Source organism: Prevotella bivia DSM 20514 (assembly GCF_000262545.1).
GTDB classification, from domain to species: domain Bacteria; phylum Bacteroidota; class Bacteroidia; order Bacteroidales; family Bacteroidaceae; genus Prevotella; species Prevotella bivia.
Map to the genome: position 1 here is coordinate 1503605 of NZ_JH660660.1, position 23501 is coordinate 1527105.

Below are 23501 nucleotides of genomic sequence, written 5' to 3' on the forward strand. Positions count from 1 at the left end.
ACGTATTTTATATAGATGCAAAGTTACAAAAATAAGCTATAAGATAGATGTACAACCCTACTAAATATTTTATAAAAGAATATAGGGGTAGTTGCATAAAAGCAGAAAAATGGGTAAATTTGCATTTAATGTAGGTTGGAACTATTTCAAAAGCTACAATGCTCAAAATACAATCCATCACAAAAACATGCAATTATTATAGGAATTAAAGCTGAGAAAGTTCGATAAATGAATAATAAAACTACAATAAAGAAAATACTATATATCCCTTTATTCACCTTATTACTATTTATAAGTAATACTATCCAAGCGCAACATAACTTCAAGCTATCAGGAACTTTTACCGATGTTAAGAATGGCACTTTAATATATGAATATATCGTGCGAGGAAAAGAGCAAGAGGTTGTTACCAAAGAAACCCCTATTAAGGAAGGAAAATTTACGCTATTTGCCCAGCTCGATGAGGCTTGTGCTGCTACTTTACAAATAAAAGACCGACACCTATCTATCCTAAGCACCCTATTTGTACCAAACGAGGAGGCTGTGGTACATGGCGCAATTTCAAAGGACTACAGCTTGACATGGAATGGTACTACCTTTTACCAACAATATGGTAAGGCAAAAACCTTTATGAAGGAATACGAAGAAGAGTTTGCACAAGCCGACCGAACGATGTATAAAGGTATTAAAGCGGGTGGAGATGCTAATAAGTTGCGCAGAAAGAACATAGAGGCGCGCCGTGAGATAAACTATGCGAGAGGCATTGCTGCTGTGAAATATATTCGAGAACACATTAACGAAGAAGGTACGTTGGGCATCATAGCAAGTGCCAATGTAGATAGTATCCCAAAGCTACTTGCCATGTATCCAAAGGAAGTGAGAGAGGGAAGATTAAAAAAGGAAATAGCCTTGGGTATGGAATACTATAACGTCTTTGTAAAGGAACGTAATGCTGCTTACTATGCCAAGAACCGCATAGAGATGCGACGACCAGCGTTGGAATTTAACCTGAAAGGACTTGATGGCAACCTTGTTACGCTTAATCAGTATAAAGGCAAGTTTCTCATCATCGACTTTTGGGGATCATGGTGTACATGGTGTATAAAAGGGCTTCCTAAACTCAAGACATGGTACGAGCAACACAAAGAACAGGTGGAAATTATTGGTGTGGCTTGTAAAGACAATGATAACCAATGGCGACAGTCTATTCAGAAATATAGGCTTCCATGGCAGCATGTACGTAGCGAAGATGGGATCGCCGAACAAATATACAAAGTATATGGTTATCCATACAAAGTAGTGATCGACAGAAAAGGAACTGTTTTAAAAGCGTTTGCGGGCAATGATGCTGAATTTTTCTCCTATATGGAGAAGCTGCTGAAGAAGTAATATCGTTACGCCTAACTTCATCTTCGCCAACGGATAAACTCCACTTTATCCACCATTATCTCGCATTTATTTCTTATCTTTGTACCCTATCTAGTAGATAAAAACAGCAAGAAGAATGATGAACTTCAACAGCGTAATAGGGCAAACTACCACAATACAACGACTGAAATCGCTCGTTGAGGAAGATCGTGTGCCTCATGCAATCTTATTCTCTGGACCAGAGGGAGCTGGCAAAATGGCACTTGCGATGGATTTTGCGTGCTATCTGCTCACAGAAGGAAAGCCAAAAGACGAAACCTCAATGTTTGGCGATAATGATACTTCACGCGATGAGGCTATGCTCCGTAAATGGGAACACCCTGACCTTCACTTCTCCTACCCTACGATTAAGTCGGCAGCTATGAGCAGCGAGCATCAGCCCATTAGTACCGATTATATAAAAGAGTGGCGTGAGCTGATCCTACAAGGCTCTTATTTCACTATGGAACAATGGATGAAACTTATGAAAGCCACTACCCAGCAAGCCATTATCACAGGAGCAGAGGCTGACGAATTATCAAGAAAGCTAGCTTTAAAGTCGAGCCAAGGCGGCTTTAAGGTGGCTATAATATGGCGCCCAGAACGTATGAATCTCACCTCGGCAAACAAGTTTTTAAAACTTTTAGAAGAACCTCCATCGGGTACTATCTTCCTCCTAGTGAGCGAAGCACCAGAAGCACTGCTAGAAACCATACGCAGCCGAACACAGCGTATTGATGTAAAGCGCATTGACAACGCTGCCATTGAACAAGCACTTGTAGAGCAACGAGGCATTGACGAGGAGATGGCGCATCGCATAGCGCGCCTTGCAAATGGTAATTGGCTAAAAGCATTAGAGACAATGGATGTCGATAATGAGAATAAAAGCTTTTTAGCTCAGTTTCAAACATTGATGCGCCTTGTTTATCTGCGAAATCTAAAAGAGCTAAAAACATGGTCGGACACGGTAAGTGGCTATGGTAGAGAGAAGCAGCGTCGTATGCTCGCTTACTTTATGCAGCAGGTGAGAGAAAATTTCATCTACAACTTTCGCCAACCTGACCTCATCTATATGACCCTAGAAGAGGAGCAGTTTGCAAAAAACTTTGCACGCTTTATCAACGAAGCTAACGTAATAGAAATAAACGAGCTATTGGAGCGTGCCTACAGAGACATTCATCAGAATGCGAATGCTAAAATTGTTTTCTACGATTTGGCTTTAAAGATGATTGTACTCATTTTGAGAAAATAACAGATACAGATTTACAATTATATATATATTCAAAACTCAGAAGAATTCATTGATGGATTACAATAATATGAAATTTAAGGTTTGGCATGGCTGTTCTCGAGGACTCTGTAAAGAGGGCTGCGGACGCCAAGACAAACAACTTAACACTTATGACTGGCTTGCCGATGTTCCCGGCAATAGTTATAGCACCGACCTTGTGGAAGTGCAATTCAAAAATACGCGTAAGGGATATTACCATAATGTCAATCGCCTCGATTTGAAGAAAGGCGATATAGTAGCAGTGGAGTCGAATCCGGGACATGATATAGGTGTAGTTACGCTTACAGGCAGACTGGTTACCCTTCAGATAAAAAAGAATTCGGGTATCAAATCGCCTGAGGACATCAAACGTGTGTATCGTCTTGCTAAAGATGTGGATATGGAGAAATACCATGAAGCAAAGGCACGCGAACACAACACTATGATAGAGAGTCGCCAAATAGCAAAAAGTCTAGGACTAAAAATGAAAATTGGTGATGTAGAATATCAAGGCGATGGCAACAAAGCTATTTTTTATTATATCGCAGATGAGCGTGTCGACTTCCGACAACTCATAAAAGACCTCGCTGCAGCCTTCCATGTTCGTATTGAGATGAAGCAAATTGGTGCACGCCAAGAAGCAGGGCGCATTGGTGGAACAGGACCTTGTGGCAGAGAACTTTGTTGTGCTACATGGATGAAGAACTTCTCTAGTGTTTCGACAACAGCAGCACGCTTTCAAGACATCTCCCCCAATCCTACTAAATTAGCTGGTATGTGTGCTAAGCTAAAATGCTGTCTTAACTATGAAGTAGACACTTATATGGAAGCAGCCCGCAAACTTCCTAGCAAAGAAGTAGTATTACAGACAAAGGATACAGACTTCTATCTCTTCAAAGCTGATATTCTGAGCGGACAGTGCGCATATTCTACCGACAAAAACTTTCCTGCTAACCTCGAATACATCAGTGCTGAACGTGCTAAGGAAATTATTGAGCTTAATCGTCGTGGAGAGCGCCCACTCTCATTATTAGAAAATGGTAAGGTAAAGCCTAAGAAGCCATCTTCCGACTTGCTAGCAGGTGCTGATATTAGCCGTTTCGACAAAGCAAAGAAAAAGAAACGACCTAACAATTCTCGAAATGAGAATCGTGGAGGCGAGAGCAAAGAGAGACAAAATGCACCGCAACGCAGAGAAAACCGTCCCTACCGCAATCAGCAACAACAAGGTCAGCGCAGAAACAATTATAATAACACTCCAAAGCAAGAAAATAGAGATGAGAAGTAAGGTTTACACCTTATTATATTATATAGCGTTTATAACCCTAGTTATAAACGCTACTTCTTGTGATGATCCTCGCACTTACGATAAATACCAAACTGTTTCTACACGTGCATGGTATCGTAACGACACACTAAAATTTGATATTCCTCGACAGTGGGAGGGTAAATATATGCTTGACATAGGTGTTCGGACTGCAAAGACCTTTCCTTATCGTGGTATTACGTTCTTAATCAATCGCAAACTTATTTCCATAAAGGGCAAAAAGAAAACGACCCAAAACTACCGTGATACTATTCGATGCCAACTTATTGATAATGAGGGACAAGTAATTGGGCGTGATGGTATCAGCAATAACGTCTTTCGCAGCCATATCATCTTGCTCCACCTCCAACGCAACGACTCCATGCACATCACTATTCAACATAATATGAGCAAAGATGCGCTACAAGGTGTTAACAATATTGGTGTGAGACTCACAAAAGCTATAAAATAAAAAAAGAGGAGAAGTAAACCTGCCCATAAGGTCAATAATCGAAAAAAAACAAATGAATACACCTCCCCATAATATGTCTTACACCCATTCCGAAGAAATATGGAACGCTTGGAGTCATGCCCTTGGTATTATTCTAGGTTGCATTACTGGTGCTATTTTTCTAAGTTGGTGTATAAGTGCGCATAATGTGTGGGCTACAATAGGTGTAGTTCTCTATCTCTTTGGCATGCTAGGATCATATATTGCGAGTACAATCTACCACGCTACAAATCCTACTAGTATTTGGAAGGAACGTTTTCGCAAATGGGATCATGCTGCTATCTATTGGCATATAGCTGGTTCTTACTCACCCATTACCCTATTGCCACTTATGAAGCAAGGCTATTGGGGCTGGTCGCTCTTCTTATTTGTTTGGCTATGTGCAATAGTAGGAAGTATCTTCTCTTTTAGAAAACTGAAGAAACACAGCAATCTAAAAACCCTCTGTTATATTGGCATGGGACTTTGCATTCTAATAGCTTTTAAACCACTATTAGCAACTGTTTCCACAACGACTATATTATGGATTATAGCAGAAGGTGTATCTTACATTTCTGGGGCAGCCTTTTACAGCTTGCATAAGCGGAGATATATGCACACAGTGTTCCATTTTTTCGTGCTAGCTGGCTCTATCTGCCATATTATTGCTGTGTGGAATATTCTTGTGCAATATCTCTTTTAGAATATTGATCTAGTTCAAACGCCTATTCGCAGTAAATGGTTTCTCCTATAATTACATATCAAGGAATATTATTGCAAGCCGCCATTATAATCTCTCTTGCAATAAGTTATAAAAAGAAAAAGTCATATTTTTCAGGCTGAAAAATATGACTTTTTTATTGATTATATTAACTGCTTAGCAGCTACAACCTTTCCATGGTTTTAGTTCTTTGAAGAAATCGTGTCCTTTATCATCTACAAGAATGAAGGCAGGGAAATCCTCAACATCTATTTTCCAAACAGCTTCCATACCAAGTTCAGGATATTCTACACACTCTATACTCTTGATGCTGCTTTGTGAAAGTACTGCTGCCACACCACCAATAGTGCCAAGATAGAAACCACCGTGTTTCTGACAAGCATCAGTAACTACCTGTGTACGGTTTCCCTTAGCAATCATCACGAGCGAACCACCATGTGCCATAAACTCGTCTACGTATGGATCCATACGGTTGGCAGTAGTTGGTCCCATTGAACCGCATGGCAAACCATTAGGTGTCTTAGCAGGACCAGCGTACAATACAGGGTAATCCTTGAAATATTGTGGCAACTCTTCGCCAGCATCCAAACGAGCCTTGAGCTTAGCGTGAGCAATGTCGCGAGCCACAATAATAGTACCCTTTAGATTGATACGAGTAGAAACAGGATACTTTGTAAGTTCCTTACGAACAGCATCCATACCTTGGTTCAAATCTATCTCAATACCCTTAGCGCCCTCACCCGGCTTACTATATTCAGCAGGAATCAATTCACCTGGATTGGTATCCATCTTCTCTATCCAAATACCGTCTTTATTAATCTTAGCCTTGATGTTACGATCGGCAGAACAGCTAACACCCATACCGATAGGACAACTAGCACCGTGGCGTGGAAGACGAATGATGCGAATGTCATGAGCAAGATACTTTCCACCAAACTGCGCACCCAAACCTATCTTATAAGCTTCCTTCAAGATTTTCTTTTCAAGATCAGTATCGCGGAAAGCACGACCAGTTTCGTCGCCAGTAGTTGGCAAATTATCATAATACTTAATACTACCTAGCTTCACTGTTAGCAGGTTCTTTTCAGCAGAAGTACCACCAATAACAAAACAAATATGATAAGGAGGACAAGCAGCAGTACCTAGGCTCTTCATCTTCTCTACCAAGAAAGGAACCAAAGTGCCTTCATTCTGAATTGTAGCCTTTGTCATTGGGTAGAAATAAGTTTTGTTAGCAGAGCCACCACCCTTAGCAACCATAACAAATTTGTATTCAGCACCCTCTGTAGCCTCAATATCTATCTGTGCAGGAAGATTACACTTTGTGTTTACTTCATCGTACATATTTAAAGGAGCATTCTGAGAATAGCGTAAGTTTTCTTCTGTAAAGGTATTGAATACACCACGAGATAGAGCCTCTTCATCATCGAAACCAGTCCACACCTGCTGACCTTTTTCTCCGTGTATGATAGCAGTACCTGTGTCTTGGCAGAATGGTAGCACACCCTTTACTGCTGTTTCGGCATTGCGTAGAAACTGAAGTGCTACATACTTATCATTTTCAGAAGCTTCAGGATCACTTAAAATCTTGGCTACTTGCTCGTTATGCGCACGACGCAACATAAACTCACAATCGTGGAAACCTTGTTGTGCTAATAAAGTAAGCGCCTCCTTGCTTACTTTCAAAATCTCGTTACCTTCGAAGTTAGCTACACTAACTCCTTCTTTTGATAATAGGCGATACTCGGTATCGTCCTTGCCCAATTGGAACATTGGAGCATACTTAAATTCTGCCATAATGTTTTTAAAAAGTTTTTAAGGAAGCGCATCAATGCCTATTTATCAAGCATTGATGCGCAAAATATATTAGTTATTCTTATTCTTTTACTTTGTCTCACCAAAGATCTGTTCGGTAGAAAGACGCTGAATAGGAGCTATCTTCTCTAGCGACTTCACATCAAGCTCCTTCTCATTACCTAGGATAATATAACGATAAGGCTTGTTGGCAATGTGTTCCTTAGCAAACTTTACCACATCTTGTAGTCCAAGACTTGGAATAGTGTTATAGATAAGTTCGTTAATATCTTTCGTCAATCCCATACGCTTTGCCCATAAGTAATTAGTCAACACATTAAACTTAGTAACACGGCGAGAAGCTATACTCTTCATAATACTTTGCTTAGCCACCTCAATATTTGCAGCACGCTCAGGAATATTATTCAACAAAACATTAAACTGTTTAATACAATCGTTCATCTTATCATTTTGTGTGATGATATAAGTATAGAACTTTTCTGTTTCGAATGGACGACTTGGCTCACCATAGTTTGCACTAGCTGAATAAGCCAAACCACGTGCTTCGCGCATCTCTTGGAAAACAATAGCATTCATGCTACCACCAAAATACTCATTGAAAAGGCTGATAATAGGAGCATGTTCTGCTTGCCACTTAACACCTTCGTTATGATATTGCACCATATAGGTGTTCTTTGCATCGTAAGGAGCTATCATTACCTCATTCTTTGTAGTAGGTTGTGTGAGGTAATGCTTAGCAACTGGCACCTTAGCAAAGTGCTTAGCATCTGCACAAGTATAATTTTTTACAATGATCTTTTCTAGTTCTGTTAATGTAGAAGCACCATAATAAGCTATGGTGTGTTCGTAATTCTTGAGGTTCTTTATCTCATTGATGAGCTGTTGAGGATCATAACTGCGAAGCTGAGCCACTGTAGGACGATTAGTATAGCTATTGTATTTACCATACTGTCCATACGCAAACAAAGCTCTGAAATTGCTGCGCTGGCTCTTCTTAGCATCTTGGCGACCTTTTTCTATTGATGCTACATAACGATCGTAAGCCGCTTTATCAACCTTGGCATTGCTCATTATGTCATTAACAAGTTTCAATGCAGCAGGCAAGTTTTCATTCAAACCAGTCAAAGTGATGTAAGTACGGTCTGCATCCACAGAGATACTTGTTTCGCAAGCTAGACTATAGAATTTTTGCTTCATTTGCTCATTGGTAAGCTTATCGGTGCCTAGGAATTCTATATAATCGGCTGCTGTAGGAAGCTTAGCATTATTTTCTGAGCCAATAGGCAATATAAAATAGAGTGTAAAGAGTCCGTCTTGAGTGTTCTGCTTATACAATAAAGGTAAGCCTTTCTTGGTCTTAGTTACTGTTAAGTCCTTCTTATAATCGACAAACACAGGCTTAATCTCGTCAACATGCATATTAACAAGCTCCTTCATAAAATCGCTACGCTTGTCGTTGTTAGTAGGAATTGGAGTGATAGCAGGCTTTTCTACCTTCTGAACGGCAGCAGCTTCGCCCACTTCTTTGAACACTGTTACGTAATTATTGGTGAAGAACTTGTTAGCAAAAGCAACAACATCTGTCTTAGTGATCTTAGAAAGACGGTCAATAGTACCCACTTTCTGTTCCCATGGAATATTATTGATGAACGCATCTACAAACATATCGCCACGTACATCATTCTTATCAAGACTCTTATAGAGATCGCGCTTCATGTTGTTAATGATAGACGACAAAAGCTCATCTGAAAATTCGCCCTTCTTTAGCTTGTCAATTTCTGCTAACATGATGCTTCTTACTTCCTTTAAAGATTGCCCCTGATTAGGCACACCGATCAATTCGAAGCTACCATATTCGCTCAAACCATTATAGAAAGCATAAGCACCTTGTACCTTGAACTTACTGTTTAGATCAAGGTCGAACATACCAGCAGTACCATTTGCTAATACTTCTGAAATGAGATTTAAAGTATCTGCCTGCAAACTGTTATTACGCTCAGCTCTCCAACCCATGCGCACCATAGCTGCTTCTTTACCCACTACAGTGGTTTCCATAGGTGCTGTAATCGGTGCTAGTGCAGGATATTGTGGAGTCTGTACCTCTCCATAGCTCTTCCAATTACCAAAATACTTCTCTATTGTAGCCATTGCCTTATCAGGATCTAGATCGCCAGCCAAACAAATAGCTACATTATTTGGAACATAATACTTTTTGAAGTAATTCTTAATATTAGTAATGGAAGGATTTTTCAAGTGATCACCCACACCAATAGTGGTCTGTGTGCCGTATGGATGGGTAGGGAACAGCATCTTATTCATTGCAGCCGATACCTTATGAGAATCGCTTGCCAAACTGATATTATACTCTTCATACACCGATTCTAGCTCGGTATGGAAGCCACGAACCACCATATTTTGAAAACGATCGCTCTCTATCTTTGCCCAAGCTTCTAACTCATTAGCAGGGAAATTAAGGTGATAGCAGGTAACATCATTTGAAGTATAGGCATTAACTCCTTCACCTCCGATGTTTGCCATCATCTTATCATACTCGTTAGGAATGTTGTATTGAGCAGCAAGCTGTGAAACGGAGTCGATCTCATGATAAAGCTTCTTACGCATAGCAGGATCGGTTACCTTGCGATATGCCTCATAACGAGCCTCTATATCATCAAGATAAGGCTTTTCAGCAGCATAGTTTGAGGTTCCAAAATGGTTAGTACCTTTAAACATAATGTGCTCTAAATAATGAGCCAAACCCGTTGTTTCAGCAGGGTCATTACGGCTACCTGTGTGCACAGCAATATAGGCTTGCACACGTGGCTTTTCTTTATTAACACTGATAAATACTTTCAAGCCGTTCTTCAAAGTGTAAATACGACTTTGCATAGGGTCGCCCTTCACACTTTCATAAGCATAAGATTGGGCTTGAACACCTGTTGCCGCGCAGAGCACTGCTACGCCAAGTACAATTCCTTTTAAATAGGATAGCATGTGATTTTGTATCATATTGTTAAATATTAAGTAACATTATTCTTCGTAATCTGTTTCACGATCGAGACTATTAACAAATTCTTCGAACACTTCCCGATCAACATCCCCCATCTTGTATTCCTTCTCAGCATCCTTCTTTATCTCTGCAATCCATGCACGGCGAGCAGTGATATAGTCGGCTTTGATCTTAGCATCCACCTCGGCTGTTATTTCGTCCACACCGTAATAGTTTTGTATCATCTTGTAAGTCCATGCCCATTGATAGGTGCGATAATTGTGATTGATTTCCTCAAAACGATCAATCACCTCTTGAATGGTTTCCAAGTTACCACTCTTTATATCCTCTATCAAGCGATCTTCTTCGCTCGCTGGAAGTAGCAATCCTGAAAGATCTCGCCACTCCCCTATACCAACATCAGTAGTAGGCTTACCAAAGAACCCCCACTTATGGGCTCGTTTCAATACTGCCCCCATATAAATACGGAGAGCAATATCATAATATTTTATACCCTTTCGCAAGCTAGAGGCGTTAATGGTGTATTCGTGGAAATTATAACTAGACACATTGTCGCCACTAGCCTGACGAAGATTCTCAAGGATAAACTTGCCGCGAAGAATCTCGCCTACAGAAAAAGGTGATAGCCAATCGAAATTAACAATACTCTTCTTAGGAGCATTTTGTGGGCGCATATCACGCTTAGGCCACTTGTGAATATCACGATACAAACCCACAGTGGTAATATTACGCCCGGGTACAAGGAACATTTTATCAGCCTCAGCAATGAGGTAAGAGAAAGGCAACGCTGTAGTATTAGGGTGGTGCATCAGTTTTCCAAAACACACAGAGAATGTACCAATGGTAGCTGGCATCAAAAGATAACTGCCACTAGCTGTCTTTGATCCACGTTCGAGCGTTCCCCAGTGCATAGGACCCATCTTATAGGCGTGGTTAGAAAAGTTGGTGCCTGACCCAGCATTATAGAATGAGAACATACCACCGATGAGCAGCGAACTCTTGTGATGAGAAGCACTAAAAGGACCACAGAAAGCTGCACAAGCCTCGCCATTAGCCATATACGAATTGGCAAAGAACACGCTTTGCGAAGCTGTGAAGCCATTCGATACATGACAAGCCTCGCCCACAAAGCAGTCTTGCATCTTCACACTGTTCACGATACTACTACCTTCGGAAATGATAGAGTTTTCGCAAATAACACCTGTACCAATATAAACACTAGCCTTATCCGAGCTAAGAATGGTACAATCGCTAAGCCTACTAGCTCCTGATATTTCACAATCGTCTTGAATAACGGTATTGGTGATCTCGCGGGTATTGATGATTTTCACACGATTGCCCACCACACCACGATCAGGATTGGTGCGCATTATCTCTTCCTTTACCAAACGGCGGATAGCATTCTTAACATCTTTGTCGTCAAAATGCTTTACCATAAAGGCTGCAAACTGACTATTAAGGTCGTGGAAAAGGATAACATTACCATCGCCTACCTCGTTGAGTACCGATATTAAATTGCCTTCGCCAAAAGAAGCTCCCTCCGTAGTTTCGAGTACCGAAACATTAGAAATGAGACAATCATCACCTATAGTGTAGTTATTGATATAATTGCCTACCTTCTCAATCAAACAATCATTGCCCACCGTAACATTGCGCAAAGTAGCATCGTTAATACCAGAATGTTTTACAAAGTCTTTGGTTATCTCAACATTCTTCTGAAAACTGCCCAAGCGAATATCGCCATAGAACATAACACGGTGAAAGAATTTTGGCTGAAATCCTTCCTCTGCAACAAGAACTCGCTGCCAGTCTTCTGCCCAGCAGCTATTATTTTCAAAGATGCTTATTTCATCTTGTGTTAATAAACGATATGTCATAGTTCGTATATTTATAATTTAAGGAATAATTGTTTGAAAGTGCTTTTCGCCTTTATTCTTCCTCTATCGTATAAAGGAAGTCGTTATAAGGATACTTCTGAACATGGAGTTCGCGCACCATTTTGTAGAGCGTTTCTCTAAACTCGTCGATATTTTCTTTTTCACGTGCCGAGATAAAGAGACAGTTACCATCAGCTTTTGCCATCCATGTACGCTTCAATTCATCGAGCGTAATGTTTTCTTTTGTAGGTGGTGTGAGGTCATCTTCGTCCTTTTCCACCCATGTATAGTTGTCGATCTTATTGAAAATAAGCATTGAAGGCTTATCAGCACATCCAAGATCGGCTAGCGTTTTGTTCACCACCTCTATTTGTTCTTCAAAATCGGGATGTGATATATCCACTACATGGAGCAACAAATCGGCTTCGCGTACCTCATCGAGGGTCGACTTAAACGAATCGACAAGATCAGTAGGCAACTTACGGATAAACCCTACAGTATCAGCCAAAAGGAAAGGAAGATTGTCCACAACCACCTTACGCACGGTGGTGTCGAGGGTAGCAAAGAGCTTGTTCTCGGCGAAAACTTCGCTCTTAGCAAGGAGGTTCATTGTGGTAGATTTGCCCACATTGGTATATCCCACCAAGGCTACACGGATCATTCTGCCACGATTTTTGCGTTGGGTAGACTTTTGTTTGTCAATTTCTGCCAAGCGTTCTTTTAAGAGCGACATACGATTGAGGATGATACGGCGGTCCATTTCGAGCTGGGTTTCACCAGGACCACGCAGTCCCACCGAACCTTTTCCACCACCAGAGCCAGAGCCACCTCCCTGACGCTCCAAGTGCGTCCATAAGCGTTGCAAGCGTGGAAGCATATAGCGATACTGCGCAAGTTCCACCTGTGTCTTGGCATTAGCGGTCTGAGCACGCATCGCAAAAATATCAAGAATAAGCGAAGTGCGATCTAAGATCTTCACCGCTAACATTTGCTCAATATTACGCATCTGCTTAGCCGACAACTCATCGTCGAAGATAACCATTCCCACGGGATCCTCTTCATCTTCTTTTTGCTTTATATAGTCTCTTATTTCCTCTAGCTTTCCCTTGCCTACATAGGTAACAGCACTAGGACCATTTACCCTTTGTGTAAAGCGTTTTACGGTAACTGCACCTGCTGTATCGGCTAGAAATTCTAGCTCGTCAAGATATTCCTTGGTTTTTGCTTCGTCCTGATTTTGAGTAATCAAACCCACCAATACAGCACTCTCTGTCTTAACCTCAGATATAACAAATTCCTTCATTCAATATGTTTTCTTTTTCGTATAGTCTTTTGCTTACTGCAAAAATACAGTTTATTTTTGTAAAAGCACTATATGTGAACATAAAAAAACATAATAACTGATGTATAAATAAGTATATATTTGTATCTTTGAAAATTGAAAAAAAGTTCTGTAATAAATTATAAAGATTTTTTTTATGCGAAGAGAAACATTATGTATTCATGGAGGGTGGCAACCTAAGAATGGCGAATCACGCCAATTACCTATTATTCAAAGCACTACATTCAAATATGACGATACCGAAGAGATGGCTATGCTCTTCGATTTGAAGAAGTCGGGATATTTTTATTCCAGACTTGCTAACCCTACAAACGATGCTGTGGCAGCAAAGATAGCAGCGCTAGAAGGTGGTATTGGAGCTGTGTTAACCTCTAGTGGACAGGCGGCTAATTATTTTGCCATTTTCAATATCTGTGAGGCAGGCGGACACGTGGTGGCATCTACCGAGATTTATGGTGGTACATTCAACTTGCTAAACATAACGATGCGCAAGCAGGGAATAGAAGTTACCTTTGTAAATCCTGACGCTTCTGAGGAAGAATTGGCTAAGGCTTTCCGCCCAAACACTAAACTGATGTTTGGCGAAACCATCAGTAATCCTGCTGGAAATGTGCTAGATATAGAGAAGTTTGCACGAGTAGCCCATGCGCACGGTGTACCTTTGATGGTAGATAACACCTTTGCTACTCCTATTAACTGTCGTCCTTTCGAATGGGGATGCGACATTGTTACCCACTCTACCACAAAATATATGGACGGACATGCCACGCAGGTAGGTGGTGCTGTTGTGGACAGTGGTAACTTCGATTGGGAAGCAAATGCTGAAAAGTTTCCGGGTTTGTGTATGCCAGATGAGTCGTACCACGGGCTTACCTACACAAAGGCTTTTGGAAAAATGGGCTATCTCACAAAGCTGATTGCGCAATTGATGCGCGATCTTGGGTCGATACCAGCACCACAAAACTCGTTCTTGCTTAATCTTGGTCTCGAAACGCTTCACCTGCGTATGGCACAACATTGCAAAAACGCTCAAGCAATAGCAGAATTTTTAGAAAAAGACGAGCGCGTGGCATGGGTCAACTACTGTGGTTTAAAAAATAACAAGTATTACGAACTTGCACAAAAATACTTGCCTAACGGCTCATGCGGTGTGATTTCTTTTGGTTTGAAGGGCGACAGAGCTACAGCAGTGAAGTTTATGGATGCGCTACAACTCATAAGCATTGTTACCCACGTGGCTGATGCTAAGACTTGTGTGCTTCACCCTGCTAGCCATACCCATCGCCAACTGTCAGACGAACAACTAAAACAAGCGGGCATTGCTCCCGACTTAATTCGCCTTTCTGTGGGTATCGAAGCGGTGGAAGATTTGATAAAAGACATTCAGCAAGCGCTTGAAAGAATTTAACATAAACGTAATATATAATTTTTTGTGCGGCAATACATCACCTTTTGCATACCAAAAGGGCATCTTTTGCTCACTAAAAGGTCATCTTTTGAATAGCAAAAGATGACCTTTTATAATATAATGAATATCAGATAGTTACAAGCATAAAATATAAAATCGAAGATATTTTATATGTAACTATATTTCACCAACCAACACCTTTAAACGAAAACATAATTTGGGATAGCGTTTGCGTGATAGCTTTCTTAGCCGTACCTTTGTGGTGGACAAAAAAAAGAAGATAATGATAGATATTAACAAGATAAAACTCATAGCCTTTGATGCTGATGACACGCTATGGGACTGCCAAAGCTACTATGACGAAGCGGAGGATACATACACAAAGATACTTGAGCGGTACGGTATTGGGGCTAAAGAGGTGGCGGAGTCGCTATTTGAGACCGAAACGAAAAATATGCCACTGCTAGGATATGGATGCAAAGCCTTTATTTTATCGCTAATAGAGAATGCTGTAAAAATGACCCATAGGGAGATAGAGGGCAAAGATATTCAGAGCATTCTCAACTTATCCCACCACCTGCTTACATCGCTAGGACAGCCACTTGCAGGGATAGAAGACACGCTGAAAAAACTAAAGCGTGGAAGCAATGTACCTAGGGTGGTATTTACCAAAGGCGAACTACTCGACCAAAAAAATAAATATCACAAGTCGGGACTTTCTGCTTATTTCGATGACATCATCGTAGTAGAAGACAAAACAATAGCAGCATATAAGCAGCTTTGCACGCATTTTGGTGTTCAGATAGCGGAACTGCTGATGATAGGCAACTCGTTTAAATCGGACATCGAACCTGTGCTGAAACAAGGCGGATGTGCCATTCATATTCCTTTTCATACTGTCTGGCAACATGAAATGGTGGAAGAATATCCTCACGAAAACTTGATCGTCTTGGATAGCTTCTCCGAATTGACCAAGATAATTCTATAAATCGTCTCTCCTTTGGCACGATTTTAGCTTAATAAATATATAAAAAATACAAATACTCATTATGACATTATATCCAAAACTCATAACAGATGCGCTGGAGAAAGTAATTTATCCAGGTACAAAGAAAAATATTATTGAAAGTGAGATGCTTGCAGACACACCTAGCATCAATGGCAATAAGGTGAAGTTTACATTGATTTTCCCACGCGAAACCGACCCCTTCTTGAAATCAACCCTCAAAGCTGCCGAGGCTCAGATACACTATTCGGTGGGTAAAGAGGTAGAGGTTACTATTGAAACAGAGTTTAAGAACGCACCACGTCCAGAGGTAGGCAAGTTGCTTCCAGAGGTGAAAAACATCATTGCTGTAAGCTCTGGCAAGGGTGGCGTAGGCAAAAGCACCGTTTCTGCCAACCTTGCTATTGCATTGGCAAAGCTAGGTTATAAGGTGGGACTGCTAGATACTGATATTTTCGGACCAAGTATGCCAAAGATGTTTGGTGTAGAGGAGGCACGCCCCACTGGTGTTAACAAAGGAGGTAGAGACTTAATAGAGCCAATAGAAAAATATGGTGTGAAGTTGCTTTCTATCGGTTTCTTTGTCAATCCAAATACGGCTACGCTGTGGCGTGGAGGTATGGCTACATCAGCTTTGAAACAATTGATTGCCGATGCCGATTGGGGCGATCTCGATTACTTTATCCTTGATACGCCTCCTGGCACTAGCGATATTCACCTCACATTGATGCAAACATTGGCTATCACAGGGGCGGTTATCGTATCTACACCACAAGAGGTGGCTCTGGCTGATGCTCGCAAGGGCATTGATATGTACCAGAATGACAAAGTAAACATTCCTATACTCGGTTTGGTGGAGAATATGGCATGGTTTACACCAGCCGAATTGCCCGAGAACAAGTACTACATCTTTGGAAAAGAGGGTTGTAAAAAGCTTGCAAAAGAAATGAATACTCCGCTACTTGCTCAAATTCCGCTTGTACAAGGTATTCGCGAGGGGGGCGACGACGGTGCGCCAGCAGCCACAAAGGTAGACACTATGACGGGACAAGCTTTCATCAATTTGGCACAAGCTGTAGTAACGGTGGTAAATCGGCGCAATGCCAACCAAGCTCCAACAAAGATTGTTGAAATGCACGCTTAGTGAGAGGTGAGAGTTGAGAGTTGAGAGTTGAGAGAGGTGAGAATTTTTCTAGGAGTACTAGAATTACTAGGAATACTAGGATGAGCAACTCTCAAATCTCAACTCTAAAATCTAAAATCTCAACTCTCAACTCTCTATGTAAGGCTTTATCTTTGCCGCCCATACCTTGTACCCCTCTTCCGTCAGATGCAAACCATCGCGGCAATAGCTTGGTTTCATTGTTTTCTTATCTTTGCCTAGCAAATCATCGTATATATTAATGTAGATAAACTTGCTTGCTTCGCAATATTCTTTTAGCCGTTTATTCAAAGCTATAATCATATCGCCTTTGCCTTTCATATAGCGCCAAACGCCTTTTTCTGGACAAAGTGGAAGCAAGCTATGCACAAAGATTTGCGTAGCAGGGCATGCAGAATGCAGCTCGTTTAATATCCGAACAATATTATTATATACTTTATCTATTGCCAAACCATGACTTAAATCATTAGTGCCACAGTCGAAAAAAACGGCACGAGGTTGAGCAGCAATAATTTCTGGTAAACGATGATACATACCTATAGCATCATCGCCTATAATACCACGATTGACTATAAGATGATTTGTATTGAAAAAACGATTCCAATTGCCACCAAACTCCATGTGACTATCCCCAAACATAATTACCTTATCGGCGGCAATTCTACCTTCATTTGTAAATATTTTCATACGCTCTGTATAATGCTTTGAGGCTTTAAAATGGTGTGATTGTGCATTTGCTATTTGGGCAAAGAGCAGCATTCCTAAATATAACGGTATGAATAATATATAAGAAAATAGTTTCATGCTTAGTTTTATTTTCCACAAAGGTACTGAATAAATGAATACCTAGACAACGATAGTATAAAAAAAACTGGCTCATTCTTCTAAAAGAATAAGCCAGCCTAAAATATTTTTTTGCAAATCTAAAGTTTGCACTTATGTGCTTTACTTCATAATTGAGAGCACTCTTCCTAGATAAGACTGCGTTTTAGCAATGCTATATTGAATGCCTCCTGCCCAAAGACGAATACCACGTTCAATATTATTCATTGGGTTATGAAACGACTGAATAAGAACAAACATTTCTTTTGATTTTTGAACATTGAAACGATCGGATAGTTTGTAACGCTTCTTACTACCTCTTGCCTTCAAAATGTTGTTACATTCTTTTACGAGTATGGGAGATATTTGTAATATTCCTGCATACTGCCCGTTGACAGCTTTTGCATTTCCTCTACTCTCTAAGTGGATAATTGCAGCCATTACTGACTCCCAATTAAACGTATCGCCCGACTTTTTTACTTCAGCGTGAGCACTTACTGCACATAAATTAATTAAAAAACCTAATACAATTACTTTTAAAAATCTCATCATTAATATTTTTCGAAACATACGAATTAAAGCCTTTGAAAAGCAATAACTACACAGTGCGTTCTATGTGAGAAAGAGTTACTACGCACCTCTGTTTCATATTAGCGGCGCAAAGATACGAAAAACAGACTAATTTATCGGTGATTTTACTTACAAATAGATCATTTCTTTGGGCTTCTTAACAAAGAAGCGACGCAATCGAACTGAAAAAACATTTTATAACACAAAGGTACATTTATAAACCAAAGAAGAAGGCTCTCATCTTTTGAGTGCCTTCTTCTTACATACACGGAATAAATTCTTTAGCCTTGATACTGAATTAGTAAGGCTCAAAAACAAATGATCTGAACGATATAACTAGCTTAGTAAGCTTACTTATTATGCTTAGCTTGCTTATCTATTTTCTCCCAATACTTCTTACCCTTTTCTTTCAATTGCTTTGTGAAGAGAATACCTTCTTTCTCGGTTTGGGCTTCCTGTTGAGGTGTTGCAAAAGCATAGCTAAAGCCCTTATTGTCTTGCCAATGACCACGCGTAAAGTCGGGCACTTCTACGGGAATATTACCATTGTTCATAGAAATACTTCCTAGCTCGGCTAGACAGCACCACTCGGCTAGGTCGTACACATCAATATCGGTAGGCAGTCCATTTCGGAGACAATACACTAGGCGTGAGTCCATAATAAAGTCCATTCCTCCATGTCCTCCCACTTCTTTGGCTTCTGCGCCATAACGTGTGATAATAGGATTTTGGTACTTCTCCTCCAACTTTTTCTTATCGGCTAGCGAAAGATATTCATGCCCTGTAAGATTATCGGCCGATAAATTCGTTTCCGAAATGTTCTTAGAATTTACAGCATAGCCCTCTATAGGGTATTTGTTAGCAAAACCTTTCGTGCCTGTTAGCTGATACATTCTGTTATAAGGCTGTGGTGTCATAACATTATGATGTATCTCTATTACTTTGCCTTGTTCGGTACGAATAAGTGTTGTAGTATGATCACCGTTTTGGAAATCGTTGCAGGGTGTTCCTAATCGGTCTTCCACAAGTTTTTTACCATTAAACGATTTTGTGTCCATCGCTACTAATGTAGTAAACTTATCGCCACGATGAATATTCATCACCTGCGCAATAGGACCTAAGCCATGTGTAGGATAAACATCGCCACGAAACTTTGAATTGTATTCCAAACGCCACCCGAGCTTGTCGTTAGCATCTTTTTTCCAATAGGCATTCCAAAACGGAGAAAGCTCATGACGATAAGCACCTTGCGCATAGATAACCTCGCCAAAAACTCCCTTCTGTGCCATATTGAGTGCATTGAGTTCGAAGAAATCATAACAGCAATTTTCTAACATTACACAATGCAAGCGAGTTTTTTCAGCAAGATTTACAAGCGCCCAGCACTCTTTTAAGTTCATTGCTGATGGCACTTCTATAGCCACATGCTTACCATGCTCGAGTGCATACTTAGCAACGAGGAAGTGGTGTAACCAGTCGGTTGCAATATAAACGAGATCAATATCCTTACGCTCGCATAAAGCCTTATATCCTTCTTCGCCATCATAGATAGCAGCGGCAGGCATAGCAGCTTTGCGAAGAATATGCTGACAAGCCTCAGCACGATTGCGCTCGTGATCACAGAGAGCTTTAACTTCTATACCATTGATGTGTGTCCAACGTTCAACTGCTCCCGGACCACGCATACCTAGTCCTACAAAACCTACGCGTACAACATTTAGTTTTGGAGTAACGAGATTTAAAGCCGTTTGTTGTCCATCTGCCTTCACTGGAACTTCAGTAACAGCTTTGCCATCTTTTACTGTGTAATGCCAATCAAATTGTGCATATACCCGAAGCGTACCAAGACTTAGCATAAGCAGTCCTGCTAGAATTTCTTGTTTAAAGTATCTCATTTTTAGTTGTTTAATAAATGATAAAGAATAATTGCAAAGATAAAGAAAAAAAGCCAAACACCTAGCTTTCATTATGCAAGTAATAAAAAATAAAATAAATATTTATTAAGACATTCACACCCTAAAAGCACCAAAATGCTTAATATTATATAAATAAAGTATACCAAATGTATATGTATGCTGAAATTGTAATACTTTTGTATTATAAATTAAAAATAACTGCTTTAAAATAAACAATAAATGGACTAAAAATAGAAAAAAGTTATTGCATATTAGCATTTTACGAAAAGTCATAAAGGATAGCTTTGAAGCATAGGGCTTTTCTCGTTATAAGTAGATTAAAAAAACTATTCTTTTGGGCAAAAACATACATTATAACAACTGTAAAGGACTGTAAAATACACATACCCCAGTGGTTTATAGATAATAACAAGTTTTATAGAAACTGGTAGTACTTGTATTTTTCGACTAGTAATACTCAATTTTTTTTGTTGTATTGATTAAGTGGAGTAGCGTCGTGAGACGGTGCTTCACTGCTTTTTATGCTGACAGCAAAGCCATATTGCGTTTCTGTACAGCACATTTTTTATTAAGATATTCGCTTGCTAAAGCAGTAAAAGGTTTAATATTATATAAATAAGACCCTTAAAAAGCATATTTATGCTTCAATTGTAATACTTTTGTGGTATAAAACAAAACCCAAAAAATCGTGAGTGGTTTGAAAAGAAAGAAAAGATATAGCATATTTTATGCATGGATACTATTATTAGTATTCATGTTAGCACATATATGCAAAGATCTTGACCTTCATCTTTCGCTGCAACACGTACCCCACCTTAAAACAATAAAGTCAGATGTAAAGGCGCAGGTAAAAGCGTACTGTCCTACCTGTAATTTTACGTGGCAAAAATCAGAATCCGCTAAGAGTGTAACGTTTATCCCTATTCTTATCGGAATACTTATATCGCATTACGAAATAAAAGAGCTCACCGTTTGGCGACCTATTTATTCTGTAAATGCAAATTCCCCTCCATCATTCCTACTAGTCTAAAAGCTTTTTTTAGACACTTGTTATTAGTTTGACTAGCTTCTGTTTGTCTTATATCAGTACGACAACTTGATATTAAGGCAATGGCTTATTGATTATTGAATGTCTAATAATCAGTATATTATCGGGTATTAGTAGTTCAAAAAAAAGACAGAGCAGTACTAGTCAAGCAAAGCTATCAAAACTTTAAAAACAAAAAAAGTTGTTGTTTTAGGAATGAAGAAACACTTTTATATTAGCCTTACCATCATTGGTATTGCTATTTTCACGCTAATTCCTTCTGCTTCAGCCCACACACAAAAGTTCCAACACGGAGTAATTGTGTCCGACTCTACCCATTCGAAAGTTCACCGTTTGGAAGAAGTTACGGTAAATGGAGAAAGGAAATTAGTAAGTAATAACGTTGTTAGTAGCCAAATTAATCAAGCTACGATCAACCGTTCAATAGGGCAATCGCTTGCAACAATGCTGGAGCGCATAAGTGGTGTAAGCTCTATCCAAACAGGCACAACAGTCTCAAAACCCGTCATTCATGGTATGTATGGCAATAGATTGCTAATGATTGTAAATGGGGCACGCCAAATAGGACAGCAATGGGGCGATGATCATGCACCTGAAGTTGATAAAAATAATAGTAATAAGATAGAAGTTGTCAAGGGAGCCGAAGCTGTTCGTTATGGATCGGAAGCCCTTGGAGGTATCATTGTTATGGAGCAAGCTATGCTTCCCTATGAAACGGATTGCATACATGGCAAGGTATTAACAATGTATGGAGACAATGGCAGACGCTATCAGATTGTAGGAAGTGCAGAAGGTGCTTTTCCATTTGCTAAGGATATAGCATGGCGCATACAGTCGACCTATGGTAATAGTGGGGATCAACGTGCTGCAAAATATATGCTAAATAATACAGGTACGCGCGAGTTTGATATTGCGGGAACACTAGGCTATCGCCATAAAAACTTTCGTACGGAGTTGTCTTATAGTAGATACGACCTCAAGCTAGGGGTGCTATTCAATGCACAGATGGGCAATCAAGACTTACTATCGGAGCGCATAGCCCTTGGACGCCCTGTAATTGTTACGCCCTTTACACGCACTATAACATATCCGTTTCAGCATGTAATCCATAACAATGTAACGCTAAAGATGTTTTACAATAACAATCGTTATGGTAACTTTTATTGGCTTACGTCCTATCAAAAAGACGATCGTGAGGAAAACAGAATAAGAAGACAAAACTTATCTAATATTCCCGCAGTAAGCTTGCACTTGCAATCGCTCCAAAACCAATTCAGGTGGCGCAAAGCATATAGTGTTTGGCAAACAGAAGTGGGCGTACAATATGGCTACACCAATCATAAAAACGAACGTGGCACTGGGGTTGTTCCTATTATTCCTAACTATACAGAGCACACCCTAGGGGTATATGCTTTCCAAAAATACAATAAAAATAAATGGAGTGCAGAGCTAGGTGCTAGGTTCGATTGGCAAAACACAGCGGCTGCTGGCTACGATTGGACGGGAACGTACTATGGTGGACACCGTTCTTTCAATAACTTCACCTACAATATTGGCGCACAATATAAGGTAAACCAACACTTTACACTCACTTCTAATATAGGGCTCGCATGGCGTGCACCGCATGTTTACGAACTATACAGTAACGGAAACGAACTTGGATCGGGCAGATATGTTATTGGCGACTCGCTGCTAAACTCGGAAAATAGCTACAAGTGGGTTACCTCTGCCGTTTACAAGAGCAAATATGTTGATGTGCGAGTAGATGCCTATCTACAATGGATTAAGAACTATGTATACGACCGCCCTATGCAGAAGAACATTACTGTAATATCAGGTACTTACCCCGTATTCCAATATATGCAGGCTGATGCTTTCTTCCGCGGAGTGGATCTCGACTTACATATTCGTCCTATCACCTTACTCGACTATCACTTTACGAGTTCTATGATTTGGGCTAACGAGAAGAATACGGGTAACTACTTACCTTACATTCCTTCGTTTCGCTTCGATCACAGCCTTGCTTACACTCCTCAACCTATAGGGAAGTGGGCTCCATGGATAGAAATAAACCACCGTTTCGTGGCACAGCAGCATAGGTTCGATCCTAATACCGACCTCATTAACACAGCTCCTCCTGCTTACAACCTATTTGGTTTCGAAGCTGGAGTAAACTGGAATATCAATCATCGCAATACACTTTTCTTCAATATAGCAGGTGAAAATATTTTCAATAAGGAGTACAAGGAATACACCAATCGAGCGCGTTACTACTCGCACGATCTTGGAAGAGACATCCGCATAACACTTGGTTGGAAATTTTAAATCCCT

The 23501-nt window shown here is 40.2% G+C and carries 16 protein-coding genes; 9 read left to right on the top strand and 7 right to left on the bottom strand.

Translation table 11 applies throughout. The features are described 5' to 3' along the window. Window positions 1-228 precede the first annotated feature (228 nt). The 5 genes from PREBIDRAFT_RS08825 to trhA all read left to right on the top strand — a co-directional run bounded on the left by PREBIDRAFT_RS08825 (window position 229) and on the right by trhA (window position 5176). Window positions 229-1389 carry a TlpA disulfide reductase family protein gene (locus tag PREBIDRAFT_RS08825; RefSeq protein ID WP_004338553.1) on the top strand — a complete coding sequence of 387 codons (1161 nt, stop codon included), beginning with the start codon at window positions 229-231 and terminating at the stop codon, window positions 1387-1389. A 118-nt stretch (window positions 1390-1507) separates the two neighbouring features. Then, window positions 1508-2659, top strand: coding sequence for a DNA polymerase III subunit (locus tag PREBIDRAFT_RS08830; RefSeq protein ID WP_036875686.1), 1152 nt, complete (start codon window positions 1508-1510; stop codon window positions 2657-2659). A gap of 52 nt (window positions 2660-2711) precedes the next feature. Further along, window positions 2712-3965 (top strand): PSP1 domain-containing protein, encoded by a 1254-nt coding sequence (locus PREBIDRAFT_RS08835; protein ID WP_004338555.1) that lies wholly within the window; start codon window positions 2712-2714, stop codon window positions 3963-3965. Next, window positions 3955-4455: a gliding motility lipoprotein GldH gene (locus PREBIDRAFT_RS08840; protein ID WP_004338556.1), complete on the top strand. Its 501-nt coding sequence runs from the start codon at window positions 3955-3957 to the stop codon at window positions 4453-4455. Before PREBIDRAFT_RS08835 ends, PREBIDRAFT_RS08840 begins: the two co-directional genes overlap by 11 nt. Before the next feature lie 52 nt (window positions 4456-4507). Next, entirely contained in the window at window positions 4508-5176 is a 669-nt protein-coding gene (gene trhA, locus PREBIDRAFT_RS08845; RefSeq protein ID WP_004339746.1) for a PAQR family membrane homeostasis protein TrhA, read from the top strand. A 174-nt stretch (window positions 5177-5350) separates the two neighbouring features. Here trhA and PREBIDRAFT_RS08850 read toward each other — a convergent pair whose 3' ends face one another. From PREBIDRAFT_RS08850 to hflX, 4 genes are all read right to left on the bottom strand, one after another. After that, complete coding sequence (locus PREBIDRAFT_RS08850; RefSeq protein ID WP_004338558.1) at window positions 5351-6991, bottom strand: fumarate hydratase; 1641 nt, start codon at window positions 6989-6991, stop codon at window positions 5351-5353. 87 nt (window positions 6992-7078) lie between these two features. After that, window positions 7079-10018 carry a M16 family metallopeptidase gene (locus tag PREBIDRAFT_RS08855; protein WP_004338559.1) on the bottom strand — a complete coding sequence of 980 codons (2940 nt, stop codon included), beginning with the start codon at window positions 10016-10018 and terminating at the stop codon, window positions 7079-7081. 21 nt (window positions 10019-10039) lie between these two features. Further along, window positions 10040-11896 carry a DUF4954 family protein gene (locus PREBIDRAFT_RS08860; RefSeq protein WP_004338560.1) on the bottom strand — a complete coding sequence of 619 codons (1857 nt, stop codon included), beginning with the start codon at window positions 11894-11896 and terminating at the stop codon, window positions 10040-10042. A 52-nt stretch (window positions 11897-11948) separates the two neighbouring features. Beyond that, complete coding sequence (gene hflX / locus PREBIDRAFT_RS08865; protein ID WP_004338561.1) at window positions 11949-13199, bottom strand: GTPase HflX; 1251 nt, start codon at window positions 13197-13199, stop codon at window positions 11949-11951. 175 nt (window positions 13200-13374) lie between these two features. On the opposite strand from hflX, the gene PREBIDRAFT_RS08870 reads away from it, so the two are divergent. The 3 genes from PREBIDRAFT_RS08870 to PREBIDRAFT_RS08880 all read left to right on the top strand — a co-directional run bounded on the left by PREBIDRAFT_RS08870 (window position 13375) and on the right by PREBIDRAFT_RS08880 (window position 16796). Further along, window positions 13375-14646, top strand: coding sequence for an O-acetylhomoserine aminocarboxypropyltransferase/cysteine synthase family protein (locus PREBIDRAFT_RS08870; RefSeq protein ID WP_004338562.1), 1272 nt, complete (start codon window positions 13375-13377; stop codon window positions 14644-14646). A 283-nt stretch (window positions 14647-14929) separates the two neighbouring features. Next, the gene (locus tag PREBIDRAFT_RS08875; RefSeq protein WP_004338563.1) at window positions 14930-15634 is read left to right on the top strand and encodes an HAD family hydrolase; all 705 of its coding nucleotides are present in this window, start codon (window positions 14930-14932) and stop codon (window positions 15632-15634) included. A 61-nt stretch (window positions 15635-15695) separates the two neighbouring features. Continuing rightward, window positions 15696-16796, top strand: a complete 1101-nt coding sequence (locus PREBIDRAFT_RS08880; protein WP_004338564.1) for an Mrp/NBP35 family ATP-binding protein — start codon at window positions 15696-15698, stop codon at window positions 16794-16796. 126 nt (window positions 16797-16922) lie between these two features. Here PREBIDRAFT_RS08880 and PREBIDRAFT_RS08885 read toward each other — a convergent pair whose 3' ends face one another. The 3 genes from PREBIDRAFT_RS08885 to PREBIDRAFT_RS08895 all read right to left on the bottom strand — a co-directional run bounded on the left by PREBIDRAFT_RS08885 (window position 16923) and on the right by PREBIDRAFT_RS08895 (window position 20101). Then, window positions 16923-17501 (bottom strand): GDSL-type esterase/lipase family protein, encoded by a 579-nt coding sequence (locus tag PREBIDRAFT_RS08885; protein WP_230586346.1) that lies wholly within the window; start codon window positions 17499-17501, stop codon window positions 16923-16925. A gap of 258 nt (window positions 17502-17759) precedes the next feature. Then, on the bottom strand, window positions 17760-18188 hold the full coding sequence (locus PREBIDRAFT_RS08890; protein WP_004339750.1) for a hypothetical protein: 429 nt from the start codon (window positions 18186-18188) through the stop codon (window positions 17760-17762). 368 nt (window positions 18189-18556) lie between these two features. Further along, window positions 18557-20101, bottom strand: coding sequence for a Gfo/Idh/MocA family protein (locus PREBIDRAFT_RS08895; protein ID WP_004338567.1), 1545 nt, complete (start codon window positions 20099-20101; stop codon window positions 18557-18559). Window positions 20102-21365: 1264 nt separating this feature from the next. Between PREBIDRAFT_RS08895 and PREBIDRAFT_RS08900 the strand changes: the two genes are divergently transcribed. Then, entirely contained in the window at window positions 21366-23495 is a 2130-nt protein-coding gene (locus PREBIDRAFT_RS08900) for a TonB-dependent receptor (RefSeq protein ID WP_004338569.1), read from the top strand. Window positions 23496-23501 lie beyond the last annotated feature (6 nt).

Excerpts from the sequence above, each read along its gene's own strand:
- PREBIDRAFT_RS08870 (WP_004338562.1), top strand. The coding sequence starts at position 13,375 with ATGCGAAGAGAAACATTATGTATTCATGGAGGGTGGCAACCTAAGAAT.
- PREBIDRAFT_RS08885 (WP_230586346.1), bottom strand. The coding sequence starts at position 17,501 with ATGAAAATATTTACAAATGAAGGTAGAATTGCCGCCGATAAGGTAATT.
- PREBIDRAFT_RS08900 (WP_004338569.1), top strand. The coding sequence starts at position 21,366 with ATGAAGAAACACTTTTATATTAGCCTTACCATCATTGGTATTGCTATT.
- PREBIDRAFT_RS08850 (WP_004338558.1), bottom strand. The coding sequence starts at position 6,991 with ATGGCAGAATTTAAGTATGCTCCAATGTTCCAATTGGGCAAGGACGAT.
- trhA (WP_004339746.1), top strand. The coding sequence starts at position 4,508 with ATGAATACACCTCCCCATAATATGTCTTACACCCATTCCGAAGAAATA.
- PREBIDRAFT_RS08855 (WP_004338559.1), bottom strand. The coding sequence starts at position 10,018 with ATGATACAAAATCACATGCTATCCTATTTAAAAGGAATTGTACTTGGC.
- PREBIDRAFT_RS08895 (WP_004338567.1), bottom strand. The coding sequence starts at position 20,101 with ATGAGATACTTTAAACAAGAAATTCTAGCAGGACTGCTTATGCTAAGT.
- hflX (WP_004338561.1), bottom strand. The coding sequence starts at position 13,199 with ATGAAGGAATTTGTTATATCTGAGGTTAAGACAGAGAGTGCTGTATTG.
- PREBIDRAFT_RS08860 (WP_004338560.1), bottom strand. The coding sequence starts at position 11,896 with ATGACATATCGTTTATTAACACAAGATGAAATAAGCATCTTTGAAAAT.
- PREBIDRAFT_RS08840 (WP_004338556.1), top strand. The coding sequence starts at position 3,955 with ATGAGAAGTAAGGTTTACACCTTATTATATTATATAGCGTTTATAACC.
- PREBIDRAFT_RS08880 (WP_004338564.1), top strand. The coding sequence starts at position 15,696 with ATGACATTATATCCAAAACTCATAACAGATGCGCTGGAGAAAGTAATT.
- PREBIDRAFT_RS08830 (WP_036875686.1), top strand. The coding sequence starts at position 1,508 with ATGAACTTCAACAGCGTAATAGGGCAAACTACCACAATACAACGACTG.
- PREBIDRAFT_RS08890 (WP_004339750.1), bottom strand. The coding sequence starts at position 18,188 with ATGATGAGATTTTTAAAAGTAATTGTATTAGGTTTTTTAATTAATTTA.
- PREBIDRAFT_RS08835 (WP_004338555.1), top strand. The coding sequence starts at position 2,712 with ATGGATTACAATAATATGAAATTTAAGGTTTGGCATGGCTGTTCTCGA.
- PREBIDRAFT_RS08875 (WP_004338563.1), top strand. The coding sequence starts at position 14,930 with ATGATAGATATTAACAAGATAAAACTCATAGCCTTTGATGCTGATGAC.
- PREBIDRAFT_RS08825 (WP_004338553.1), top strand. The coding sequence starts at position 229 with ATGAATAATAAAACTACAATAAAGAAAATACTATATATCCCTTTATTC.